This is a genomic window from Arthrobacter sp. N199823 (assembly GCF_002929705.1).
Classification (GTDB): Bacteria; Actinomycetota; Actinomycetes; order Actinomycetales; family Micrococcaceae; genus Specibacter.
This window is the reverse complement of sequence record NZ_PJIN01000005.1, coordinates 301,925-324,190: the sequence shown is the minus strand read 5'-3', so window position 1 is coordinate 324,190 and position 22,266 is coordinate 301,925. Positions and strand designations below refer to the sequence as shown.

20 protein-coding genes are annotated in these 22,266 nt (G+C 61.0%); 14 read left to right on the top strand and 6 right to left on the bottom strand.

Annotated elements, in window-relative coordinates; all coding sequences use genetic code 11:
* Positions 1 to 147 precede the first annotated feature (147 nt).
* The 3 genes from CXQ93_RS13425 (at position 148) to proC (ending at position 3,140) form a co-directional block, all read left to right on the top strand.
* Positions 148 to 1,134 (top strand): Ppx/GppA phosphatase family protein, encoded by a 987-nt coding sequence (locus CXQ93_RS13425; RefSeq protein ID WP_104110930.1) that lies wholly within the window; start codon positions 148 to 150, stop codon positions 1,132 to 1,134.
* A gap of 6 nt (positions 1,135 to 1,140) precedes the next feature.
* Complete coding sequence (locus CXQ93_RS13420) at positions 1,141 to 2,025, top strand: sugar phosphate isomerase/epimerase (RefSeq protein ID WP_104110929.1); 885 nt, start codon at positions 1,141 to 1,143, stop codon at positions 2,023 to 2,025.
* A 278-nt stretch (positions 2,026 to 2,303) separates the two neighbouring features.
* On the top strand, positions 2,304 to 3,140 hold the full coding sequence (proC, locus tag CXQ93_RS13415) for a pyrroline-5-carboxylate reductase (RefSeq protein ID WP_104110928.1): 837 nt from the start codon (positions 2,304 to 2,306) through the stop codon (positions 3,138 to 3,140).
* Between the two features lie 514 nt (positions 3,141 to 3,654).
* Here proC and CXQ93_RS13410 read toward each other — a convergent pair.
* Genes CXQ93_RS13410 through CXQ93_RS13390 form a run of 5 tightly spaced genes read right to left on the bottom strand, consistent with a single transcriptional unit; the run spans position 3,655 to position 7,503 of the window.
* Complete coding sequence (locus CXQ93_RS13410; RefSeq protein ID WP_104110927.1) at positions 3,655 to 4,269, bottom strand: methylated-DNA--[protein]-cysteine S-methyltransferase; 615 nt, start codon at positions 4,267 to 4,269, stop codon at positions 3,655 to 3,657.
* Positions 4,266 to 4,889, bottom strand: a complete 624-nt coding sequence (locus CXQ93_RS13405; RefSeq protein ID WP_104110926.1) for an RNA polymerase sigma factor — start codon at positions 4,887 to 4,889, stop codon at positions 4,266 to 4,268. The genes CXQ93_RS13410 and CXQ93_RS13405 overlap by 4 nt, the downstream gene beginning before the upstream one ends.
* Positions 4,889 to 5,398 (bottom strand): methylated-DNA--[protein]-cysteine S-methyltransferase, encoded by a 510-nt coding sequence (locus tag CXQ93_RS13400; protein WP_104110925.1) that lies wholly within the window; start codon positions 5,396 to 5,398, stop codon positions 4,889 to 4,891. Before CXQ93_RS13400 ends, CXQ93_RS13405 begins: the two co-directional genes overlap by 1 nt.
* 49 nt (positions 5,399 to 5,447) lie before the next feature.
* Positions 5,448 to 6,086: a TrkA family potassium uptake protein gene (locus CXQ93_RS13395; protein ID WP_104110924.1), complete on the bottom strand. Its 639-nt coding sequence runs from the start codon at positions 6,084 to 6,086 to the stop codon at positions 5,448 to 5,450.
* A gap of 40 nt (positions 6,087 to 6,126) precedes the next feature.
* A complete protein-coding gene (locus CXQ93_RS13390; RefSeq protein ID WP_258069006.1) occupies positions 6,127 to 7,503 on the bottom strand; it encodes a TrkH family potassium uptake protein in 1,377 nt (458 codons plus the stop codon).
* Positions 7,504 to 7,692: 189 nt separating this feature from the next.
* Here CXQ93_RS13390 and CXQ93_RS13385 point away from each other — a divergent pair, with 189 nt between their 5' ends.
* The 10 genes from CXQ93_RS13385 (at position 7,693) to CXQ93_RS13340 (ending at position 19,171) form a co-directional block, all read left to right on the top strand.
* Positions 7,693 to 8,841, top strand: coding sequence for an acetoin utilization protein AcuC (locus CXQ93_RS13385; protein WP_104110922.1), 1,149 nt, complete (start codon positions 7,693 to 7,695; stop codon positions 8,839 to 8,841).
* A gap of 193 nt (positions 8,842 to 9,034) precedes the next feature.
* On the top strand, positions 9,035 to 9,781 hold the full coding sequence (locus CXQ93_RS13380) for a helix-turn-helix transcriptional regulator (RefSeq protein WP_104110921.1): 747 nt from the start codon (positions 9,035 to 9,037) through the stop codon (positions 9,779 to 9,781).
* A 179-nt stretch (positions 9,782 to 9,960) separates the two neighbouring features.
* A complete protein-coding gene (gene gdhA, locus CXQ93_RS13375; RefSeq protein ID WP_104110920.1) occupies positions 9,961 to 11,301 on the top strand; it encodes an NADP-specific glutamate dehydrogenase in 1,341 nt (446 codons plus the stop codon).
* Positions 11,302 to 11,609: 308 nt separating this feature from the next.
* Entirely contained in the window at positions 11,610 to 13,145 is a 1,536-nt protein-coding gene (locus CXQ93_RS13370; protein ID WP_104110919.1) for an alpha-N-arabinofuranosidase, read from the top strand.
* Positions 13,145 to 14,062 carry a family 43 glycosylhydrolase gene (locus CXQ93_RS13365; RefSeq protein ID WP_104110918.1) on the top strand — a complete coding sequence of 306 codons (918 nt, stop codon included), beginning with the start codon at positions 13,145 to 13,147 and terminating at the stop codon, positions 14,060 to 14,062. Before CXQ93_RS13370 ends, CXQ93_RS13365 begins: the two co-directional genes overlap by 1 nt.
* On the top strand, positions 14,059 to 14,997 hold the full coding sequence (locus CXQ93_RS13360; protein ID WP_104110917.1) for a glycoside hydrolase family 43 protein: 939 nt from the start codon (positions 14,059 to 14,061) through the stop codon (positions 14,995 to 14,997). Before CXQ93_RS13365 ends, CXQ93_RS13360 begins: the two co-directional genes overlap by 4 nt.
* A gap of 318 nt (positions 14,998 to 15,315) precedes the next feature.
* The gene (locus CXQ93_RS13355) at positions 15,316 to 16,602 is read left to right on the top strand and encodes an ABC transporter substrate-binding protein (protein ID WP_104110916.1); all 1,287 of its coding nucleotides are present in this window, start codon (positions 15,316 to 15,318) and stop codon (positions 16,600 to 16,602) included.
* Positions 16,603 to 16,668: 66 nt separating this feature from the next.
* Positions 16,669 to 17,574 (top strand): carbohydrate ABC transporter permease, encoded by a 906-nt coding sequence (locus tag CXQ93_RS13350; RefSeq protein ID WP_373418346.1) that lies wholly within the window; start codon positions 16,669 to 16,671, stop codon positions 17,572 to 17,574.
* Positions 17,571 to 18,485 (top strand): carbohydrate ABC transporter permease, encoded by a 915-nt coding sequence (locus CXQ93_RS13345; RefSeq protein WP_104110914.1) that lies wholly within the window; start codon positions 17,571 to 17,573, stop codon positions 18,483 to 18,485. Before CXQ93_RS13350 ends, CXQ93_RS13345 begins: the two co-directional genes overlap by 4 nt.
* 2 nt (positions 18,486 to 18,487) lie before the next feature.
* Positions 18,488 to 19,171 carry a Poxvirus protein I5 gene (locus CXQ93_RS13340; RefSeq protein WP_258068997.1) on the top strand — a complete coding sequence of 228 codons (684 nt, stop codon included), beginning with the start codon at positions 18,488 to 18,490 and terminating at the stop codon, positions 19,169 to 19,171.
* A 104-nt stretch (positions 19,172 to 19,275) separates the two neighbouring features.
* On the opposite strand, the gene CXQ93_RS13335 is transcribed toward CXQ93_RS13340, so the two are convergent.
* On the bottom strand, positions 19,276 to 21,327 hold the full coding sequence (locus tag CXQ93_RS13335; RefSeq protein WP_104110913.1) for a beta-galactosidase: 2,052 nt from the start codon (positions 21,325 to 21,327) through the stop codon (positions 19,276 to 19,278).
* A gap of 281 nt (positions 21,328 to 21,608) precedes the next feature.
* On the opposite strand from CXQ93_RS13335, the gene CXQ93_RS13330 reads away from it, so the two are divergent.
* Positions 21,609 to 22,262, top strand: a complete 654-nt coding sequence (locus CXQ93_RS13330; protein ID WP_104110912.1) for a rhamnogalacturonan acetylesterase — start codon at positions 21,609 to 21,611, stop codon at positions 22,260 to 22,262.
* The last annotated feature ends 4 nt before the right edge of the window (positions 22,263 to 22,266 follow it).

Genomic DNA, 22,266 nt, shown 5'->3' with positions numbered 1-22,266 from the left:
TCAGTAACCGCAGACGGACGGGCTTGCACAAGTAAACCGCCCCCGCAGGAAATGATCAGCCCGTCCGGTAGCGAATCAACGCAATTGTTGCTTCGCCACCGGACGGCCTTTGGCGTTTTTTGTGGGTAGAAGGGCAATAATGGGGCTATGAGATTAGGCGTGCTCGACATCGGGTCAAATACAGTTCACTTGCTACTCGTTGATGCGCGCCCAGGTGCCAATCCTGTTCCGTTCGCATCTCACAAGCGGGCGCTGAGCCTGGTGAAATACCTTGATCCAGAGGGCAACATTACCGACGAAGGCCAGCATGAGCTGATTGAGTTCATCCTTGAGGCTTGGGAATTCGCTGCCAAGCACAAGGTCAAAGATCTCCTCGCCTTTTGTACCTCCGCCATCAGAGAGTCCACCAACGGCGCCCAAGTTCTGGACCGGGTGCAGCACGAAACCACTATCCGGCTCACTGAATTGACGGGTGAAGAAGAGTCAGCCATGACATTCTTTGCTGTGCGCCGCTGGCATGGTTGGGGTGCCGGCACCATTTTGAACTTGGACATCGGTGGCGGATCCTTCGAGATCTCACAAGGCTCCAACGAACTGCCCGATCTAGCGCATTCCGTGCCGTTAGGTGTTGGCCGACTCACTCGCGAATGGCTTGCTGAGGACCCGCCCACGGCCAAGAGCATCAAGGAACTGCGCAAATACATCAAGGCGACCTTGAAGGAACCCATCGCGGCAACCAAGGAGCTTGGTGCTCCCAACCTCGTCACAGGGTCCTCCAAAACCTTCCGGGCGCTGGCACGCATTACGGGGGCAGCGCCGTCGTCCATGGGACCCTATGTGCGCCGCGAACTGCACCTGAGCGATCTGGGGCTGTGGTCCCAGCGACTTTCTGCCATGTCCTCGGCAGATAGGCTGCACCTACCGGGAGTTTCGGCGGCGCGTGCCCAGCAGGTGCTGGCAGGGGCGCTCGTGGCCCAGACTGCGCTGGAGATGTTCAAGGCCACCAAATTGCAGATCAGCCCTTGGGCGCTACGCGAGGGACTGATCTTGCGCCGCCTCGATCAGCTGGTTTTTGACGGTCCGCTGGACCCTCCTGCCCATGTTGCTAGGCTGAAGAATTCGGATACGAAGTAGGCGGAAATGACGGATCACAGCACGCACAATCCCGGCCATCACCACAGTGGCAGTCTTGCCCATGGCCAGACCCAAGAAGCACAGGCTACGCCCGGTCCTGTACGCCATATTCCGGTTGCCTTGTCCACGGCTTCAGTCTTTCCGCTCTCGGTCCATGACGGTTTTGCGGTGGCCGCGGACCTGGGATACGACGGCGTCGAGGTTCTGGTCACGCACAATGGTGACAGCCAGGATTCGGCGGCTCTGACCCGGCTCGCCGAGCGTTATGACCAGCCCATCCTAGCCATCCATGCCCCCACGCTTTTGCTCACTCAACAAGTGTGGGGCAGTGCCTGGAACAAGATTCAGCGCTCAGCCCAGATGGCTGTCGATGTGGGTGCTGATGTAGTGGTTGTGCATCCGCCCTTCCGCTGGCAAAACGATTACGCCGAGACTTTTTCGCACGGTGTGCGTGATATTGCCGATTCCTTCGGGATCCGCATCGCCGTTGAAAACATGTACCCGTGGCGGGTTCGTGGGCGTGAGGCCTTGGCCTATTTGCCGCACTGGGATCCGGTTGATCAGGACTACAAGGACGTCACCTGGGACTTTTCCCATGCCGCATCCGCCGGGGCTTCAAGCTTGGATGCCGCCAAGGCGCTGGGTTCCCGCCTGCGCCACATTCACCTGACCGACGGCATTTCGCCCTCCACCAAGGACCAGCACCTCATTCCTGGGCATGGCACTCAGGAATGTGTTGAGGTGCTCCAGTACATTGCCAACAACGGCTTCGACGGCGCAGTGGTCGCCGAAATTTCCACTCGCAAGGCCAAGGGTGCTGGCCAGCGCGAAGAGTGGCTGGCTGAAACTCTCGAATTCGCCAGGGTTCACCTAGGGCAGACGACGCCGTAGGCCGCTGGCCGGTTTGCCGGCATCTGCACTTGTTGGTTAAATGCGAAATCGCCGGAGGTTCGTCACCAGTGGATGGGGGGAATCACTGGCGAGATCTCCGGCGATTTGATTGGTCTTCAGGACAAGACCAATCCGATCATCACTCGCACCCTTATGAGGTAATTAAAAGATTACGGGCGGCGGTTGAGAATAGCCCGGGCGCCAGCTGTGCATTTGCCATTAAGGGCTGCGGACCATCTGTAGTTGCATGCTGTGCCTCGGCAAAGAAAGATGGGGGCATGACGAATAAGATTGTATTTCTCGGTTGCGGTTCCATGGGTGAAGCGATTCTTGCCGGAATGTTGGCCTCCGGTGTGCCACCTCTTTCCGTGGTGGTGACGGTCCGCCGCCCCGAACGGGCCAATGAATTGGCCACCCGTCACGGTGTCACGGCACTGGCCTCCAATGAAGAAGCAGACGCTAATTCTCAAGCAGTGGTCGGTGCCGGTGTGGTCATCTTGGGCGTCAAGCCTGTTGGCATCCAGGCGCTCTGCCGGGAAATTGCCGATGCGCTGCAAGCTGAAACAGTAGTCATCAGCGTGGCCGCAGCCGTATCTCTCGCTCAGCTGGAAGATGCGTTGAAGCCCGGACAACCAGTCATCCGTTCCATGCCCAACACCCCTCTGCAGGTAGGCCGGGGCGTGGTGGCCCTTTCTGGTGGAAGCAGCGTTGACGAGCACCACCTCTCCACCGCTCACGAAGTCTTCGCCGGTTCCGGAGTGGTCATCGACATTCCCGAAGATCAGCAGAACGCGGTGTCTGCCATTAGCGGCTCCGGTCCGGCTTATGCTTTCTACTTGGCTGAAGCGATGGCAGCAGCGGCCGAGAGCTTTGGAATGGAACCGGCGATCGCTCAGGTTCTTGCCCGTGAAACCGTGGCAGGGGCTGGCCTCATGCTGGCAGAACCCGGTGCAGATGCTGCGCAAATGCGCCGGGCGGTCACCAGCCCCAACGGCACAACGGAGCAGGCCATTGCCACGTTCGATCGTCTGGGTCTGCCCGGCATCATCGAGGCCGGAGCAAAGGCAGCCGCAGCCCGTGCCGCCCAAATTACGGAAGAACTCGGCGGCAAGTAACGCCCTTGCTGCTAGAGGGCCTGTTGAGCGGCTCACATCTCAACAAGCGTTCGCGCTGGCCACCGACTGAGCCAATATTTTGCTCAGGACACCATCGCCGCGTTAGGCGCACCCATACCGAGGTAGACGACGCGCTTCTGACTTTTCGCAGAGTGCCGTCTATTTTGGTGAACCATTAGCCCAGAGCCGACACAGTGGATCCTGCCGTTGCTCAGATTTAGTGACGCAGCTTGGGGCGTTCTTCGACCTTATGACCGTGGGAGGAGCGGGGAAACCGATGTGGGAACTCATCGGCGCCGCGCAGTTTGATCCCAACCTCGCTCAGGCCTGGGCGCAAAGCTATTCCCTCCCTCGCTCGCACCCGTCTGCTCGCGCCGCGCGAAGCCGGCCGCCATACCGGGCATTTTCGCCGAGTCAGACGGAGAGCCGTTGAGGTAGACGTAGCGCTACGTCTGCCTCAACGGCTCTCCGTCTGACTCGACGTGGGGCAGTGTGAGGTGAAGCGGCATAGGGCCTACTTCGCACCGGCTTCGAGCGCGAGCAGCAGCGATTTTGCTTCCGCGCCGCCCAAGTATGCGCCTTGGCTGCCATCGGAGCGGATCACCCGGTGGCAGGGCACCACAAGCGGGAGCGGATTGCGCGCGCAGGCCGTCCCCACTGCGCGCACAGCCCGGGGACTGGACGTCATAGCCGCCACTGCCGCATAACTGGCCGTCTGCCCGTAGCCAATCTCCGGCAGATGGCCCAGCACCTCACGCCTGAACCCTTGTGCCAGCCGGAAGTCCAACGGCAGATCGAAACTTTGCCTGCGCCCCTGAAAATACTCGTCAAGTTCCCGGGCCGCAGCATCCAGCCGTGCCGGGGCACGCATAATCCGCGGGCTGACAGCGGCGCAGAGGGCTTCCAGCACGGAATCGTGCCCCTCAACGGCGAACGCCACCCGCACCAGCCCCGCCTCGGTTCCGGCCAGCAACAGCTGTCCTACGGGTGAATCAATCATCCGATACGCAACATCCACGAGCCCCTGCGCCGATGCGGCGGCTGTGAACTGTGCGGCCAGATTCGCCACCGCGGCATCCTCGCCGTCAACGATAGGGGCGAGCAGCCCAGCTACCTTCACAGTGTTCATTGCTTCTGCGTCCTTTCATGGTCCAGCAGCGCCCGGAGCGCCCTCATGCCGTCCGCCGCGGCCCTGCGCGCAGCCGCTTCGGAATTACCCAAAATCCCTGCCACCTCGGCATATCGCAGCCCGGCTAAGTGGTGATAAACAACAGCTTCACGCTGCATTGGTGTCAGGGTGGCCAGCGCCGCCCACACAGCAGCAGCCGTTTCCCCCGCCTCCACGGAACGGACGACGACGTCGCCTCCGCCGTGCCCCGTCTCGCCAGCGCCGTGCTCGTCTACGCCGTGCTCGCCGACTGTGAGGGCGCCTAGTCCCTGCTCGCCACTTCCGGGGCCGCCGTCGGGCAACGGAAGCCGCGCCGCTTTCCTATGATGGTCCATTGCCTTGTTGCGGGCGATCGTGACCAGCCAGGCCTCCCTATTGCGGACACTCCCGGTGCTCGGGTAGACGCGTAGGGCTGCCAAAAATGTTTCCTGCCAGACATCGTCGGCATCCGTGGGGCCAACCAGCGCACGGCACACGCGCAACACTGCGGCGCCATGATGGGTGATGAGGACCTCGAAAGGCGGTAACGCTGTGCTGATTTGTTCAGGAATTACCGCAGCAGCGTCGCTGGGAGCGGGCATTAGAAAAGTGCCTCAGTATGGGTTCGGGACGGGTTCTCCAGCTCGAGCAAAAACTGCTTGCGCTCGAGCCCGCCTGCGTAGCCTGTCAGTGATCCGTCGGAGCCCACCACGCGGTGGCAGGGCACGATGATACTGATGGGGTTGCGGCCGTTTGCCGAGCCCACAGCCTGCGCCATGGTAGGGTCGCCCAGCATCGTGGCCAGGGCGCCGTAGCTGCGCAGCTCACCGTACGGGATTTCCCGCAGCGCAGCCCAGACTCGATGCTGGAAATCGCTTCCCGCCGGGGCCAGCGGCAGTGAAAACTCCCGCCGTCCATGAGAAAAATATTCGTCCAGCTGTTCCGCCGTCGCAGCCAGCACAGGCGAGGCAGACGCCGGAAGTTGCTCACCCAGCGTCTCCCATGCCGGGCGGCGCTTATGCTCCGCCATATACACAGCCGCCAGCCCGGCGTCGTTCTCCACGGCGGTCAGGGGACCCAACGGAGAGTCAAAAACCGAATGCCTAATCATTGAAAAAACCTCCTGCCCAGTAGACGCAGACCGACCCAAAAACGTGAGGTTACGGGCGCGCGGCGAAGCGTTCCAGCAGGTCAACGTAGCCGGAAACAATCAGCATGTCGCGGCTGGAGACACGCGTGTTCGGCTGAGCGTAGGTGAAGTCTTCGCCGGGAGATTTCACGCCCACCACAGTCACCCCGTACTTGGAACGCACCTTGGATTCCTCCAGCGTGAAGCCCTGGGTTTCCTTGGGCGGGTACATTTTCACGATGGCAAAATCGTCGTCAAACTCGATGAAGTCAAGCATGCGCCCGCCCACCAGGTGCGCGGCGCGGACACCGGCGTCGGCTTCGGGGTAGATGACGTGGTTGGCGCCAATGCGGGTCAGGATCTTGCCGTGCGACTGCGTGATCGCCTTGACCCACAAATGCGCGATGCCCAGATCCACCAGATTCACCGTGATCAGCACGCTGGATTCGATTGAGGTACCCACACCCACGACGGCGGAGCTGAAGTCCTGTGCCCCGAGCTGGCGCAGGGCGTCAATGTTGGTGGCGTCGGCCTCGACCACGTGGGTGAGCACGCCGGCCCACTTCTGGACCAGGGCGGGATCGCGCTCAATGGCGAGTACCTCCCTGCCCTGTTTGACCAGCTGGTGCGCCGTGGCGGCACCGAAGCGGCCCAGCCCGACGACCAGCACGGGCGCATTATGTGGCGGGCGGTTGCTGGAGTCTATTTTGTCAGCCAATGATGGGCCTCTCTTCCGGATAGTGGAACAGCTGGCGGCGCTGGCGCAAGGCCAGGGCCGCCGCAAGGGTGATGGATCCTACGCGGCCAAAGAACATCATGGCACTGAGGACATAGGCGCCCGACGGCGGGAGCTCGGCACTGAGCCCCGTGCTCAGACCCACTGTGGCAAAGGCCGAGATGGTCTCAAAAAGCACCCTGTCCAGGGATTCCCCCGAGATGGCGAGCAACAATCCGCAGGCGACCATGACGAGCGTGGCACCCATCATGATCACGGAAATGGCCACCCGCATGGTGCCTTGGGGGATGGTGCGGCCGTAGATTTTCACGTCGTTATCGCCGCGAGCCTCGGCCACAATGGCCAGAAACATCACGGCAAGAGTGGTGACCTTGATGCCGCCTGCCGTGGAGGCTGAGCCGCCTCCCACGAACATCAAAGCATCCGTGAGCAGCATGGTGGGGGTGTGCATGGCGTTCATGTCCACCAGGTTGAAGCCCAGGGATCGGGTCATGACGGAGGCAAAGAGCGAGTGCGTGATCTTGTCTCCCACGCTCATGCCACCAATGGTGTCCGGGTTGGTCCATTCCATGGCTCCCCACAAAATGGTGCCGGCCACGAGCAGCATGAGCGAGACCTGGATGGTGAGCTTGGCGTGCAAGGTCCACTTCTTGAAGCGGAAACCGGTGGCCAGTAGCACCATCAGTACCGGGAAGCCGAGGCTGCCAATGAACCCGCCAATCATGAGCGGTGTCAGAATCCACAGATCGGCTTCGTACGGGACAACGCCGTCGGAGTGAGGTGTGAAGCCTGCGTTGTTAAAGGAGGAGATGGAGTAAAACGTCGCATGCCAGATGGCTTGCGGAAGGGATTCGCCCAAGATCAGGAAGCGGGGAGCCAAGGCCAGGGCAAGGAGTATTTCAATGGCCACGGAGGTGCTGATGACGATCCGTAGCAGCGTACCCACCTCGCCCAACCGCCCGGCGTTCATGGCCTCCTGGGCAATCAGCTTGCCACGCACACCCAGGCGTTTGCTCACCATCAGGGACATCAAAGAAGCCAGCGTCAGGATGCCCAAACCGCCCACAAAGATGCCGATCAAGATGACCAGCTGGCCGAAAAAGGACCAGTGCAAGGCCGTGGACACGGTGGTTAATCCAGTCACACAGACAGCTGAAACCGCAGTGAACAAGGCATCGTGAAACGCTGTGGATTGCCCGTCGCGGGCCGCTACGGGCAGGCTCAAGGTCAAGGTGAAGGCGAGAATGACCAGAGCAAAGACAATCAGGGCAAGTCTGGCGGGGGAGCTGTTGGCGACTCGGTCAACGAAGTCGCGGACACTTACTACAACTCTGATCGGCCAGCGTGGCAGCCATTGGGGAAGTACGGTTTTAACGGCCAACGCGGTGCTTCCCCTCCTGCCATAAAGTCCTGCCAACAATCACTCAACTAGCTACGGATACGCGTTATACGCCCGAACTTCGATAGCCTGTGATAGATGTCATCATTTGCCAGCTCCGGGCCAGCGGCCGTCCCGACAAGCATAGTCTGCGATGCGGCCATGTCTGCGTACAATTTTGGCCCCAATCACCCCATGTCGCCTAAGCGCCTGGACCTCACATCGTCACTGGCACGTGAGCTGGGAATCTTCGAGCTGCCGCAAGTGGACCTTGTGGAGTCCTATGTTGCCTCCGACGACGAGCTGGCCACGGTGCACACCCGCGACTACGTCGCTGCCGTCCGCCGTGTGGGTGAGGATCCAACTCTCAGCGATCCGGACCGCGGGCTCGGCACGGAGGACGACCCCGTCTTTGCCGGCATCCACGAGGCCAGTGCCCGGCTCGCCGGGGGATCGCTGGTGGCGGCAAACGCCCTCATCAGCGGCGCGGTGTCAAGAGCTGTGAACTTTGGCGGCGGCATGCACCACGCCTTTGCTGGCAAGGCCAGCGGCTTCTGCATCTACAACGACACCGCCCTGTCCATCCAAAAACTACTTGACTCCGGTGTGTCCAAGGTGGCTTATATAGACATTGACGCGCACCACGGCGATGGCACCGAACGCATCTTTTGGGACGACCCCCGGGTACTGACAATCTCCCTGCACGAAACAGGGCTGACGCTTTTCCCCGGGACCGGGTTCGCCAACGACATTGGTGGGCCCAACGCAACAGGCTCCGCAGTCAACGTCTCTTTGCCGGCTGGCACCTCGGATGCCGGTTGGCTCAGGGCCTTCCACGCCGTCGTGCCTCAATTGGTGGAAGCCTTCGCACCGGAGGTTATTGTCAGCCAGCACGGTTGTGACTCGCACCGCGACGACGAGCTGACCCACCTGAACACCTCCGTGGACGGTCAGCGGGAGGCGGCGCTGAGCATTGCGGCACTCGCTGACAAGGTGTGTGGGGGGCGCTGGATTGCGACAGGCGGCGGCGGCTACAACATTTTCTCCGTGGTGCCGCGCGTGTGGAGTCACCTCATGGCGATTGTGGCGGGGCGTCCAGTGCCGCTGCGGACCGCGGTTCCGGAGACCTGGCGGACCTATGTGGCGGAGAAATACGGCAGGGTGGCGCCGCTGCTGATGGGCGAGGACGCGGATACCTGGTGGCGCTCATGGGAAGTGGGTTACAACCCCTCCGATGCGCTGGATCGGACAGTCATGGCGACGCGGAAATCCGTGTTCCCGCTGTACGGGCTGGATCCCTGGTTCGACTGACGGGTGTTTGAGGGGCGGTGGTGATTAATCCAACGGCGCCTTCGGACGTGCCGAGTTCACCCTTGCATTCCTCCGCAAGTAACGGTTGCAATTGCGTTTATGTGAGTCGGTTGTGCTCAGTTTTGGGCCGGTGGACTGGCCGTGAGAGGCGACTCAAGATGCCGGATTGGGCATATGTCGTTAGGGTAGTGGAATGGTTGTTGAAAAAGTCTTTGCGGTGATCGCCGAAAGCACCCGCCGAGATCTTTTGGAAGCCCTTGCTCAAGAGAGCAAATCGGTGGGGCAGCTTGTGGATGAACTCGGAGTGTCCCAGCCAACTGTCTCAAAGCATTTGCGAGTGCTTCGTGAAGCCGGTGTGGTGTCCATGCGCGCCCAGGGTCAGAAGCGTTACTACGGTATTAACACTGAGCCGCTTGCCCTGGTGTCTACGTGGCTGCAGTCCCTCGGGGCCGGTGCCACTACTGGTGCCGCTACACCTGCGGTAGCCCGGAACGGTGCCGCTGTTGCGGTGCCAGCCACAAATTCTGCCGCTGTCGCCCCGCATCCGGCCAAGCATCGCGAGGTTGCTGCGGCTCCGCTAGTTGTTGCGCCGGTCTCCATGGCGCCGAGCGCGCCCGCTACGGATCCAGTTCGCGGTGAGGCAGCTGTGCCGGCTGATGCCGCGGCAGTGAAAGTTTCCGCCGAGCCAGCATCGAACGGTTCGGCTCCGGCAGTTCCGGTGATTCCCGCAGTTCCGGCGGCGCAGACGCCCTCAGCCCCAAGTAAGCCTGCTGAGGTTGTGCCGTTTGGCAGCGTGCAGTCCGGGGTTGTTCAAGCGAATGAGAACGACGGCGGCGCGCCAGGACAATTCAGCCGTAGCGTAGGCAGGGCTGCGAACAAGGCGGCTGACTTGCTGTCCAGCTTGCCTGCATTGCCCACGTTCAAACGTCGCAAAAACTAGCCGAGCAGTAAAGCGCCGTAACACCCCAGAAGGGCATCTTGCTCCGCCATAATCCGCAAGATCACGCATAAATGACTGAACTGTGAGAAGAATTGGCGTATGCGCTGGCATGACTGGAAAATGGCGAGAGAGCATATTTATGCGCCGCGTGACGGTGCCTCACCCTTTTCAGGAGACTCATGGATACCAGGCTCGAAGCCATCCGGGAGCAAGTTTTAGCTCGTAACCCCGGCGAAAAAGAATTCCACCAGGCTGTTTTGGAAGTTTTCGAAAGCCTTGGCCCGGTTTTGGATAAACATCCAGAATTCGTCGACGCAGCCGTGCTGCAGCGTTTGTGCGAGCCTGAGCGTCAGATCATCTTCCGCGTGCCGTGGATGGATGATGCTGGCCGCGTGCAGATCAACCGTGGTTTCCGCGTTGAGTTCAACTCGGCACTTGGCCCGTACAAGGGTGGCCTGCGGTTCCACCCCTCCGTGTACCTAGGCATTGTGAAGTTCCTCGGCTTCGAGCAGATCTTCAAGAACGCACTGACCGGCATGCCTATCGGTGGCGGCAAGGGCGGTTCCGACTTTGACCCGCGCGGCAAGTCCGACGGCGAAGTCATGCGCTTCTGCCAGAGCTTCATGACAGAGCTGTACCGCCACATTGGCGAGTACACCGACGTTCCCGCGGGCGATATTGGTGTTGGGGGTCGCGAAATCGGCTACCTGTTCGGCCAGTACAAGCGCATCACCAACCGCTACGAGTCCGGCGTTCTGACCGGTAAGGGCATCGGCTGGGGTGGCTCCTTGGTGCGTCCGGAAGCCACCGGCTTCGGCACCGTCATGTTCACCCAGGAAATGTTGAAGACGCGCGGCACCTCCCTCGATGGGCAGCGCGTAGTCGTTTCAGGTTCCGGCAACGTTGCAACTTTCGCCATCGCGAAGGCTCAGCAGCTCGGCGCCAAGGTAGTAGCTTGCTCGGATTCCTCCGGTTACATTGTGGATGAGAACGGCATTGACGTTCCCCTGCTCCGCCAGATCAAGGAAAAAGAGCGTGGCCGCCTCAAGGAATACGCAGTGCGCCGCGGCTCCTCTGTTAGCTACGTTGAGGGCGGTTCCGTCTGGGACGTCAACGCGTCTGTCGCGCTTCCCTGTGCCACGCAGAACGAACTCAACACCGAGGCTGCAACCCGCATGGTGAAGAATGGCCTTGTCGCCGTTGCTGAAGGCGCCAACATGCCTTCCACCAGCGGTGCAGTTGCCGTCTTCCAGGAAGCGGGCATCTTGTTCGCACCCGGTAAGGCAGCCAACGCCGGTGGCGTGGCCACCTCGGCGCTGGAAATGCAGCAGAATGCCAGCCGCGACGCTTGGTCCTTCGAGCACACGGAGGCACGCCTGCAGAACATCATGGTTGGCATTCACGACCGTTGCGCCGAGACCGCAGACACCTACGGCTCGCCGGGTAACTACGTGGTTGGCGCCAACATTGCCGGCTTCGTCAAGGTTGCCGATGCCATGTTGGCCCAGGGCCTGATCTAGTCCTCACCAAGGGCTCAGCCATCTTTTCAACGCACGACGGCGCGTTCCCTGCCTAGGAGGGGAACGCGCCGTTCTGCGTTGAAAACCCGTTCCGCTGGTCCGTCAAGGGAAATCCTGGGATGGCTCATTGATCATAGCGTTTCCGGGCTGCCGGACCTTCTTCGGGATGCCCAGAATTTGTGAAAGGTTTCAAAATTTCCTTGACAGTACATGTGTTAGCGCTCACAATTGTTGTTGCGCACATGCCGGGTGTCAGCCTAGGAGGCGTGTTTCTGCGCCAGGCATGAATGACCAAGGAGCGAACTGATATGTCCCGTGCACGAATCAGCATTGACCGAGATTTCACCGTTGCGGAGGTTCCCCGCCGACTGTTTGGTTCGTTTGTGGAACACATGGGTCGTTGTGTTTACACCGGCATTTACGAGCCCGGGCATCCGGAGGCAGACGATCAAGGTTTCCGTGGGGATGTACTCGAGCTGACGAAGGAGCTGGGTGCGACGGTGATCCGGTATCCCGGCGGCAACTTTGTCTCCGGCTATAACTGGGAGGATGGCATCGGCCCGGTGGCTGACCGGCCGCGGCGCCTCGACGGTGCCTGGCACACGGTGGAATCCAACGCTTTTGGCCTGCATGAGTTTGTGGATTGGTCCAAGAAAGCCGGTACCGAGATCATGGAGGCCATCAACCTGGGCACCCGCGGTGTTGATGCGGCTCGGGAAATTGTCGAGTATGCCAATCATCCCGGTGGCACCTACTTCTCGGATTTGCGGGCGAAGAACGGTCACAAGGATCCCTTTGGCATTAAACTGTGGTGCCTTGGAAACGAGATGGACGGTCCGTGGCAGATTGGGCACAAGACCGCTCAGGAATACGGCCGCTTGGCACAGGAGGCCGCCAAGGCTATGCGCCTAGTGGACTCGAGCATCGAGCTCGTGGCCTGCGGCTCCTCCAACTCCGGCATGCCGACCTTCGGGGCGTGGGAGCAGACGGTACTGACTCATACCTACGAAGAGGTCGACTACCTTTCCCTTCACGCTTACTACCAGGAACAGGACGGAGACGCCGAGAGTTTCCTGGCCAGTGCCGTGGACATGGACTACTTCATTGAGTCTGTGGTGGCCACCGCCGATGCCGTGCGCGCTAAAGGCAAGCACAAGAAACACATCAATCTCTCCTTTGACGAGTGGAACGTTTGGTATAGCCGACCCGCAGATTCCGACAGCCCCGAGCAGATTTCCCAGCAGAGCTGGCAGGAGCATCCGCGTGTCATTGAGGACAAGTACAACGTCACTGACGCCGTGGTGGTTGGCACCCTGCTGAACTCGTTGCTGCGTCACGGTGACAGGGTGAAAATTGCCAATCAGGCGCAGCTGGTCAATGTCATTGCCCCGATCCTTGCGGAGCCAAACGGTCCGGCATGGCGCCAGACCATCTTCCACCCGTTCGCGCGGATGGCTGAGGTGGCCAAGGGCCAGATCATGCGCACCGTGGTGGATTCGGACAAAGTGGAAACCTCACGGTTTGGTGATGCAGACCTGGTTGATGTCAGCGTTACATGGGACGAGGGGACCGGTCGGATGGCATTGTTCCTTGCCAACCGCGGGCTCGATGGGGCTGCGGATGTGGAGGTGCGCCTGCGTGGGTTCGACGCCGGATCGGTCATCAGGGCTGAGGTGCTTGACGTTCCCATGGGGCTGGACAGATTTGCCAAGAATACGCTGACCCTTCCGAATCAGGTGGGCCTGCGCGCACTCGACGGCGTTGCGGCTGCCGGGAACAAGCTGACGCTAACGCTGCCCGCACTGTCCTGGGCCGTCGTCGAACTTAACGTGGAAAAGGCGTAGTGGGCAGCCAAAACGGCTGGCGTGGTGAGACACCATCGCCCATCGCCGGGTATTTCGCCGACCCAAATATCGACGTCGTGGACGGGCGCTACCTGGTCCTGGCCACTACAGACGGATCGCCGGAGTGGGGCTCCACCGCCTTCCGCGCATTCACATCCTCGGACCTGCGCACATGGCAGGACCACGGGGAAGTCTTCGACGTCCGGTTCGCGGCGTGGGCCTCCGGACATGCGTGGGCACCAGCCTACGCACAGGCCAACGGAAAGCATTACCTGTACTTCACGGCAGACCGGGGATCCATTGGGGTCGCCGTGGCCGATGAGCCGACCGGCCCGTATATTGACTCGGGCCGGCCCTTGGTGGCCCCCGGAGATTTTGACGGCGTCGCGATCGACCCGGCAGTCTTCATGGATACCGACGGAACGGCCTACCTTTACTGGGGCAACGGCACCGCACACGGCGTACGCCTAGCTCAGGACATGCTCTCGTTCGCGCCGGCCGACGTGGTTTCATGGGTGCCGGAGAACTTCCGTGAAGCAGCGTGGGTGCACCGCCGTGGAACGGACTACTTTCTATCCTGGTCGGTCGATGACACCCGCAGCGAGGATTACCAGGTGCACTACTCCACCGGGGCTGGGCCACTGGGCCCATGGCATTACCAGGGGGTGTTGTTGCGCAAGAACGTGGAACGGGGAATCCTGGCCACGGGCCATCACTCCATTACGGCGGTTCCCGGCACGGATCACTGGGTCATTGCCTACCATCGCTTCGCCTTGCCCGAGGGCAACGGCTATCACCGTGAGCTGCGCTTCGACCGCTTGCATCACGGGCCGGACGGCCTGCTGGAACAGGTGGTGCCGTCCGGGCCGCCGCTGTGCCTGCCACTGCCGGATGCCGCGTCGGCAGGACGGGTATGACGGCGGACGGGGGCTTTTTGCTCTCATACTTCCTCAGTGAAGAAGAGCCCGACGGTGAACAGGTCAGGTTCGCGCTCAGTGACGGGCCGACACCGACTGCCTGGACGGCGCTCAACGGCGGGCGTCCGGTGCTGCATTCCGGCGTGGGGGAGAGGGGCACTCGCGATCCCTTCCTGATCCGCGATGAAAAAACCGGCACCTTTGTGTTGCTTGCCACCGACCTGAAAATAGGTCCGGGACAGGACTGGAACCGTGCCACCCGCCACGGCAGCGACTCCATCATTGTTTGGGAATCCGCTGATCTGGTGCAGTGGGACGGGCCGTTCAGGCGCCGCGTGTCCATGCCCGAGGCCGGCAACACCTGGGCACCCAAGGCCTTCTGGTCCGCTGAGCGCCAGGTGTGGTTGGTCTTCTGGGCTTCGGCACTGTTTCCTCCAAGCACTGACCGTGGATCTGGTAGCCACCAGCGCATGATGGTGGCCGAAACCACAGACTTCTGCACCTTTGGGAAGCCGGAGATCTACTTGGATCTGGGACATGACGTCATCGACGCGACGTTCTTGGTGGACGGCGGCCGGTGGTATCGGTTTTCGGCCAATGACCAGGGAGGGGCGACTGATCGCGGCCGGCACATCTTTGGTGAGGTGGGATTTTCCTTGGAAGACCCAGCCTTTGTACCCTTGGCCGAAGATATTGGCAAGGGATTCATGGTCCAGGCAGAGGGGCCGGCAGTTGCCGCCGATCCTGCGGGCGGGCGCTGGTACCTTTTAGCTGACGAGTTTGGTCTCCGGGGATACCAGCTGTTCACCACCACTGATTTAGCCGCAGCCGTCTGGGAGCATGTGCCGGATGCTGTGCTGCCGCCTGGTGCCCGCCATGGCTCGCTGCTGGCCATCACTGCGGAGGAGCGGGCCCGTCTTCTTGAACGGGTCTGACCGAGAGGCCAGCTCGCTTGCTGCTTGAATTCTTCGTTCAGTGGCGCCACGTTCCAGCGGGGTGCTCAACCGGCTAAATTCGGTGGACGGCCCAAGCGCCGCTGGCAAGCGAAATCGAGCTGTTACCGCTCACAATGCAATGTGAAGCTGTGACACCCAGTTCTGGGAATGCGCTTGCCAAGACGGAAAAAACAGATTATTGTATCGTTTCATAAGGTGTAATCGGCGTCACAGATACTTGTGTGGCAAAACACCCCCATAACTGTATCTGCGGCCGCCACAACGGCGCCGTTCGAATCAATGAGCGAGGGAGCTCCAATGATCAGCAGAAGGAATTTCATCACCACCATAGCCACGGGTGTGGCTGCCACGGCTTTGCTGTCTGCATGTGGGAAGTCCGGCAGCGAGGCCGGTGGCGGCACCGCGGAGAACCCCACCGTGGTGAACTACACCTGGTGGGGCAACGATGACCGTGCCGAGCGCACCAACAAGGCGATCGCCCTGTTCAACGAGAAGAACCCCACCATCAAGGTTGTTGGCACCTTCTCTGACTGGGCCGGCTACTGGCAGAAGCGTGCCACCGAGGCCGCCGGTGGCGGACTGCCGGATGTCATGCAATGGGACCTGTCCTACTTGCGTGACTATGCACAGCGCAACCAGCTGCTGGACCTGAGTGAGGCCGGAATCGACTTGTCGGGCTTTGAAAAGACTCTGCTGCCTTCCGGCAAGGTCAATGACAAGCAGTTCGGCATCCCCACCAGCACCAACGCCTTTGCTGTTTACTATGACCCGGCCAAGCTGAAGGAAATCGGTGTTGCCGAGCCGACCGGCAAGTGGACTTATGCCGAGTACCAGCAGTTCCTGACGGACGCCGGCACCAAGAGCAATGGAAAGTACTACGGTTCCACAGACTTCACCGGCATCTGGTGGCAGTTCAACATCTGGCTGCGCCAGAACAAGATCACCGACTTCACCCCTGAAGGCAAGCTTGGCTTTGCCAAGGCTGATCTGGCGAAGTGGTGGAACCTCAATGCGGACCTGCGCGGGACTCCTGCCATCATCCCGTCAGATAAGATCACGCAGCTGCTGCCGAAGTCGCCCTTCGGCTCGAACAAGACTGTCTCGGAGCCCACCTGGGACAATTTCATGGCCGGCTACATTGGTGATTCAGGCGTCGCGGAATTGAAGATGGTTGCGGTTCCGTCAGACGACCCCGAGAACTTGGGCCTATTCCTGAAGCCTTCGATGTTGATGGTGGCCAGCGCGAAGACCAAGAACAAGGACGCGTCCACGAAGTTCATTGACTTCATGGTCAACTCGCCCGAGGTCGGGGAGATCTTCAAGACCTCACGCGGCGTTCCTGCCTCCAAGCAGCAGCGAGAAGGTACCACCTTTGAAGGTGTCGATGCTCAGGTTGTAGCCTACGAAGAGTCCATCGCCGACTACCTCAGCGACGCACCCGAGCCGCCCATCGTCGGCTTTGGCACGCTGGAGTCTGAGTTCCTGCGTATTCAGGAAGAGTTGAACTACGGGAAGGTCACAGTGGATCAGGCTGTCGACCAGTGGTTCACCTCGGCTGAAGACGTCATCAAGCAAAACGCGTAGTCGACGAAAGCCAGAGCATTGACGCAAACATCAGCCCCTGCCCGGCGGGCGAAGTCCGGCCCTCCGCTGCGAAATGAGAAGTCCAAGCAGCGGAGGGCGGAAGCCCGCACCGGTTACGCCTTTCTGTTGCCCTGGTTGCTGGGATTCATTGTCCTGACAGCCGGGCCCATGATCTCCTCGCTGTACCTCTCATTCACCAACTACAACCTGTTTGAAGCGCCCAAGTGGATCGGTTTCGACAACTACGCGAACCTGTTCCAGGATGATCGCTTCATCCAGTCCGTCAAGGTGACTCTGACGTATGTAGTCTTTGGTACCCCGACCAAGTTGCTGGCTGCACTGGCCATTGCGATGCTGCTCAACAGCAAGCGGCGCGGGCAGGGCTTTTACCGTTCTGCATTCTATGTTCCCTCGCTCATCGGTGCCAGCGTCTCCATCGCCATTGTCTGGAAGGCAATGTTTGGCGACGCCGGCCCGGTGGATCAGATCCTGAGCTTCTTCGGGATCGGGATCGGCGGCTGGGTAGGCAACCCGAACATGACCATGCCCATGATGATCCTGTTGACTGTCTGGCAGTTCGGCGCCCCCATGATCATCTTCTTGGCGGGCCTGAAGCAGGTCCCGGCCGAACTCTATGAGGCGGCCGAGATGGACGGGGCCGGGTGGGCGAAGAAATTTACCAGCATCACCCTGCCCATGCTGTCCCCGGTGATTTTCTTCAACCTGTTGATGGAGACCATCCACGCGTTCCAGATCTTCGCCTCCGCGTTCATCATTTCCAACGGTTCCGGCGGGCCCGCAGGATCCACCATGTTCTACACCCTCTACCTGTACCTGCGCGGCTTTGGAGACTTCCGGATGGGTTATGCCTCGGCCATGGCCTGGCTGTTGCTGATCGCTATCGGCATCATCACGCTGATCTTCTTCAAGACCTCCAATAACTGGGTCCACTACAGCGGAGACGAAAAATGACAACCACAGCACTCAAGACGAAGACCACGGCCCCGGAGACTTCCATCGACCGCGACCCGAAGAGCCGGACCATTCTGGGCCGGAGCCTGAAGTCGCTGCTGTTCCATGGCGTGTCTCTGGCCCTGATCGTTGTGGTCATGTATCCGGCTGTGTGGATGGTCGCCTCCTCGTTCAAGCCCAGTAGTGAAATTGTCGGCAACGCAGCCATCTGGTCCAGCAACTTCAGCTTCGACAACTTCGTCAAGGCCATGGACGGCATCGGCGGAGTCAGCACGTTGCAGTTCTTTGGCAACTCGCTGTTTCTGGCCGTTGGCTCCGTCATCGGGGTGGTGCTGTCCTCCACTGTGACGGCGTATGCGTTCACACGCATCAACTTCCCAGGGCGGCAGCTGTTTTTCACCCTGATGATCGTCACACTGCTGCTGCCGTTCCATGTGGTTATCATTCCGCAGTACATCATCTTCCAGCAGCTGGGCTTGGTGGACACCTACGTTCCGCTGCTGCTGGGTAAGTTCTTGGGTGCCGAGGCGTTCTTCGTCTTCCTCATGGTTCAGTTCATGCGCAATCTCCCCCGGGAGCTCGACGAAGCTGCACGGATCGACGGGGCAGGGCATGTGCGGATCTTCGTTAGCATCATGCTGCCGCTGATGAAGCCCTCGATCATCACCGCATCCATCTTCTCGTTCATCTGGAGTTGGAACGACTTCCTGGGCCCGCTGCTGTACTTGAACAGCCCGGACAAATACCCGCTACCGCTGGCACTGCGCCTGTTCGTGGACCAAACCCAAAGTTCCGACTACGGCGCCATGATCGCCATGTCCGTCCTCGCATTGCTCCCCGTGCTGCTGTTCTTCCTGATCTTCCAGCGCCACATCGTCGAAGGTGTCTCCACGCAGGGATTGAAGGGCTAGTTATGGCTTCCGACAGTCGAACCACCAGGGAAACCCGCCAGGCTCGCAATGCCAGGCTTGCCGCCACGGCAGCACCCAAAGTCAACAAGTTTGCCTTGTTGAGCGAGACGCTGCTCGTGGGTGTGTGTCTGTTTGTTCTGGCGCTTCCCATCGTGACTGCACCGGCAGCCTACGCTGCCGGTGCAGCGCACATGGAGCGGCACATCGCAGGGCTTCCGGACACCATTGCCTCCCTGTGGGCGGACTTCAAGGTTGCCCTCTCAGGCAGCTGGAAATTTGGGGTCGCCCTTCTGGGGGCCGGTGCGGTTGCCTCCGTCAACGTGCTGCTGGCCGGCTCGGACCAACTGCCCGGCGGCCGTATGGTCATGGCAGCAACCCTTTTGCTGGCTGGTGGGCTCGCCGTGTTGTTGCTGCGTGCTGCCGGGTTGTGGCAGGCGGAGCGGGAAAGCGTCGCTGTGCTGGCAGGCTCGACGGCGAACACCCAGCCTTCGGCTTGGGTGGGCGCCTGGGCGCAGGCCAAACGTGACGCCGCCAATGACTGGATCGGCACCGCCCTACTGGTGGCCGCCCTAGGCATGTGCCTGACGTTCGTGTGGATGCTGCCGCCGCTGGTCTTTATAGGCCCCGGGGCCATGACACTGGCGGTTGTGTCGGTGCGCTACCGCCAGAGGAGTTTGCAGCCATAAAAACGTAACTTCAAAAAGGCACCACAAAGAAGCGGCCGCTCGGTCTGCAGGAAATCCTGCAGACCGAGCGGCCGCTTCTTTGTGGTCCTGGAGTCGGCCTGCGGTTAGGACTCGGCGATGACGGCTACGGCACCGGCCGCCACAACCCCGGCAAACGGTGTGTCGCTGATGAGCTCTATGCCCGAAGCGGCGACTGCGGCGTCACTCGCACCATGGTTGACGGCGAACAGGTAGCCGGTTCCGTCCGCTGCACGCCGGCGTGTCAGCTCAACGCCTGGAGCTGCAATGGCCGGGGCCACCACGCCAGATTCCTCCAGTAGGGTTCCCACGATCCCATCCAGCGACTCCGCGTCCGGGAACGTGGCCAGGTACCAGGCGGATCCGGTGCCGGCGGTGTTCCGAGTCAGGGCAGGTACGCCCGCCAGCGGGTATTCGGTGAAGCGCGCCAGCGCCTCGGCTCCCGCAAGTTGCACGTGTTCGCTCCAGATTGTTCCGGACCAGCCGGCGTCGACAGTCACCGAACCGCTTTCGGGCAGCGGGTGGAATTCCTCCACGCTGATCCCCAGTAGATCGCGGAAGGCCCCGGGGTATCCGCCCAGTCGGACGGCGTCGTTCTCGTCAACAATGCCACTGAAGTAGCTGACCAAGACCGTTGCCCCGCGGGTGGCGGCAGCAGCAATGTTGGCGGCATCGGCGTCGTTCACGGAATACAGCGTGCAGGCCAGGATCAGGTCGTAGCCGTCCAGGTTGGCCGAGGGGTGGACGAAGTCCGTCGTGATGCCGCGCAGGAACAAGGAGCGGTGGAAGGCGCGCAGCAGCTCTAGATACTTCACGTCGGTGCTGGGGTGGGAGTCCAGTTCGCTTGCCCACCACGATTCGTAATCAAAGACAATGGCTGTCCGGGACTCCACGAGGGAGCCCTGCACCGGGGCCATGGCCTGCAGGGCAGCGCCCAGCTCCACTACCTCGCGCCAGACCCGTGTGTTGGTTCCGCCGTGGGGGACCATCGCTGAGTGGAATTTCTCCGAGCCGGCCCTGCTCTGGCGCCACTGGAAAAACATAACGGCGTCGGCGCCACGGGCCACATGGGCCAGTGAATTGCGCTGCATCTCACCCGGGAGCTTGGGCATGTTGCGCGGTTGCCAGTTGACGGCCGAGGTGGAGTGCTCCATCAGCATCCACGGCTTTCCGCCGGCTACTCCGCGGGTCAGGTCGGCGCTGAACGCCAGCTCAATGTGGCGCTCGGTGTCGGAGGCCACCAGGTAATGGTCGTTGGCAACAACGTCCACGTGCTCGGCCCAGTCGAAGTAGTCCAGGGCCTTCGTGGCACTCGATGCCATGAAGTTGGTGGTGGTGGGAATGTGGGGGGTGACCTCGCGGATGACCGCCACTAGCATGTCGTAGAAATCGATGAGCGCCCAGGAATTAAAACGAGCAAAATCCAGCTGTTGCGTGGGATTCAGTGTGGTGGGGGCGATGGAGGGCGTGAATATTTCCTCAAAATTGCCGTAGCGCTGTGACCAGAAGGCGGTGCCCCATGCTTCATTGAGCGCCTCGATGCTCCCGTAGCGCCGGGCCAGCCAGCTGCGGAATGCCGCGGCATCTTCGGGTCCGTGGAACTGGTCCACGTGGCAGCCGAGTTCGTTGTCGACGTGCCACAGCACCAGCGCCTGGTGGCCCTTGTAGCGCTCGGCGAGGGTGCGCGTGATCTTTGCTGCGTATTGGCGGTAGATGGACGACGACGGCGAGTAGTGCCGCCGCGACCCCTGCCCCAGCATGGTTCCGTCGGCGGTGACCGGCAGGATCTCCGGATGCTTGTGAACGAGCCAGGCCGGCGGTGCCGCAGTGGCAGTAGCCAGGGCAACCTTGATGCCGGCTGCCGCAAGGTTGTCCATGATCTCATCGAGCCAGTCGAAGTCGTACTGTCCCTCGGACGGTTCGAGCCAGGACCAGGAGAAGATGCCGACGCTCAGCGCATTGACACCGGCCTGCTGCATGAGCTGGATGTCCTCCAAGCGAATATCCCTGGACCACTGTTCGGGGTTGTAGTCCCCGCCGTAGGAAAGCCCCGGCAGGGACTCCCACAGCCGGGTGGTGCGTAGTTCACTGGCGGCAATGTCGGGGCGGCTGGATTTCTCGGGGATCGGGGACGGCATGGAACTCCTATGGTCGAATGCTTCTAGCCAAAATTGAAAGGTTTCACAAATTCCCAGTCTAGTGGTGGCTGCTGTCACAATTCCAGTGCCAGCCCGAGTTCTCCGGGTAAGTTTCCGGAATCGAGGTTCCCGGGACCATAGGCTTGCGCTAAGGCGAGGTGCGCCCCTAGGGTTTGGTTTTGAAAGCGCTTTCCGGGCTGTTTGTCCGGGAGGCAGTGAACCAGCCCTTAGGTCACTATCGCAACTACTGCGAAACGTGGCCACCCATCGAGAGAGCAACCATGAAAATCCTTCTGGCCGGCGACTCCACCGTTGCCAACTGCCCCACCGAAGAGTTCCCCATGAGTGGCTGGGGCGCCCATCTGGCGCCGCATGTCCATGCATGGGCGGCCGTCCATAATTTCGCCAAAGGCGGTGCCACGACGGAGTCATTCCGGGAGGAAGGGTTGTGGCAAGCCCTGCTAGAGACAGCCGAGGCCGGCGACATGGTGCTGGTCCAATTTGGTCACAATGACCAGAAGCAGCAGCATTTAGCGGCCGGGGCCGGCTACTCTGTGAATCTGCATCGCATGATCAGGGAGATCCGCAGTCTAGGGGCAAGTCCTATTCTGTGCACCTCCGTGGAGCGACGCAACTTCCACAAGGGTGTGCCGGTGGCCACCCTGGCAGACTACGCGGATGCGGTTGGAAGCGTTGCGGAAGACATGGGTGTCCCGGTGATCGATCTCCACGACTGGACCAGCAAGCTGTATGCCGCCGCAGGTGAGGACGGGTCTGCGGCGTACTTCACCCAATTCGAGCCCGGGACCCACGCTCATTGGCCGGAAGGCATTGAGGACAATACTCATTTCAACCAGCAGGGGGCTTTGCTCATTGCGGGGTTCGTTGCAGAGCGGGTGCTGGAATTGCGGGACGGGGTCAGCGAAGCCAAGTAATGGC

Excerpts from the sequence above, each read along its gene's own strand:
- CXQ93_RS13425 (WP_104110930.1), top strand. The coding sequence starts at position 148 with ATGAGATTAGGCGTGCTCGACATCGGGTCAAATACAGTTCACTTGCTA.
- CXQ93_RS13420 (WP_104110929.1), top strand. The coding sequence starts at position 1,141 with ATGACGGATCACAGCACGCACAATCCCGGCCATCACCACAGTGGCAGT.
- proC (WP_104110928.1), top strand. The coding sequence starts at position 2,304 with ATGACGAATAAGATTGTATTTCTCGGTTGCGGTTCCATGGGTGAAGCG.
- CXQ93_RS13410 (WP_104110927.1), bottom strand. The coding sequence starts at position 4,269 with ATGAACACTGTGAAGGTAGCTGGGCTGCTCGCCCCTATCGTTGACGGC.
- CXQ93_RS13405 (WP_104110926.1), bottom strand. The coding sequence starts at position 4,889 with ATGCCCGCTCCCAGCGACGCTGCTGCGGTAATTCCTGAACAAATCAGC.
- CXQ93_RS13400 (WP_104110925.1), bottom strand. The coding sequence starts at position 5,398 with ATGATTAGGCATTCGGTTTTTGACTCTCCGTTGGGTCCCCTGACCGCC.
- CXQ93_RS13385 (WP_104110922.1), top strand. The coding sequence starts at position 7,693 with ATGTCTGCGTACAATTTTGGCCCCAATCACCCCATGTCGCCTAAGCGC.
- CXQ93_RS13380 (WP_104110921.1), top strand. The coding sequence starts at position 9,035 with ATGGTTGTTGAAAAAGTCTTTGCGGTGATCGCCGAAAGCACCCGCCGA.
- gdhA (WP_104110920.1), top strand. The coding sequence starts at position 9,961 with ATGGATACCAGGCTCGAAGCCATCCGGGAGCAAGTTTTAGCTCGTAAC.
- CXQ93_RS13370 (WP_104110919.1), top strand. The coding sequence starts at position 11,610 with ATGTCCCGTGCACGAATCAGCATTGACCGAGATTTCACCGTTGCGGAG.
- CXQ93_RS13360 (WP_104110917.1), top strand. The coding sequence starts at position 14,059 with ATGACGGCGGACGGGGGCTTTTTGCTCTCATACTTCCTCAGTGAAGAA.
- CXQ93_RS13355 (WP_104110916.1), top strand. The coding sequence starts at position 15,316 with ATGATCAGCAGAAGGAATTTCATCACCACCATAGCCACGGGTGTGGCT.
- CXQ93_RS13345 (WP_104110914.1), top strand. The coding sequence starts at position 17,571 with ATGACAACCACAGCACTCAAGACGAAGACCACGGCCCCGGAGACTTCC.
- CXQ93_RS13340 (WP_258068997.1), top strand. The coding sequence starts at position 18,488 with ATGGCTTCCGACAGTCGAACCACCAGGGAAACCCGCCAGGCTCGCAAT.
- CXQ93_RS13335 (WP_104110913.1), bottom strand. The coding sequence starts at position 21,327 with ATGCCGTCCCCGATCCCCGAGAAATCCAGCCGCCCCGACATTGCCGCC.
- CXQ93_RS13330 (WP_104110912.1), top strand. The coding sequence starts at position 21,609 with ATGAAAATCCTTCTGGCCGGCGACTCCACCGTTGCCAACTGCCCCACC.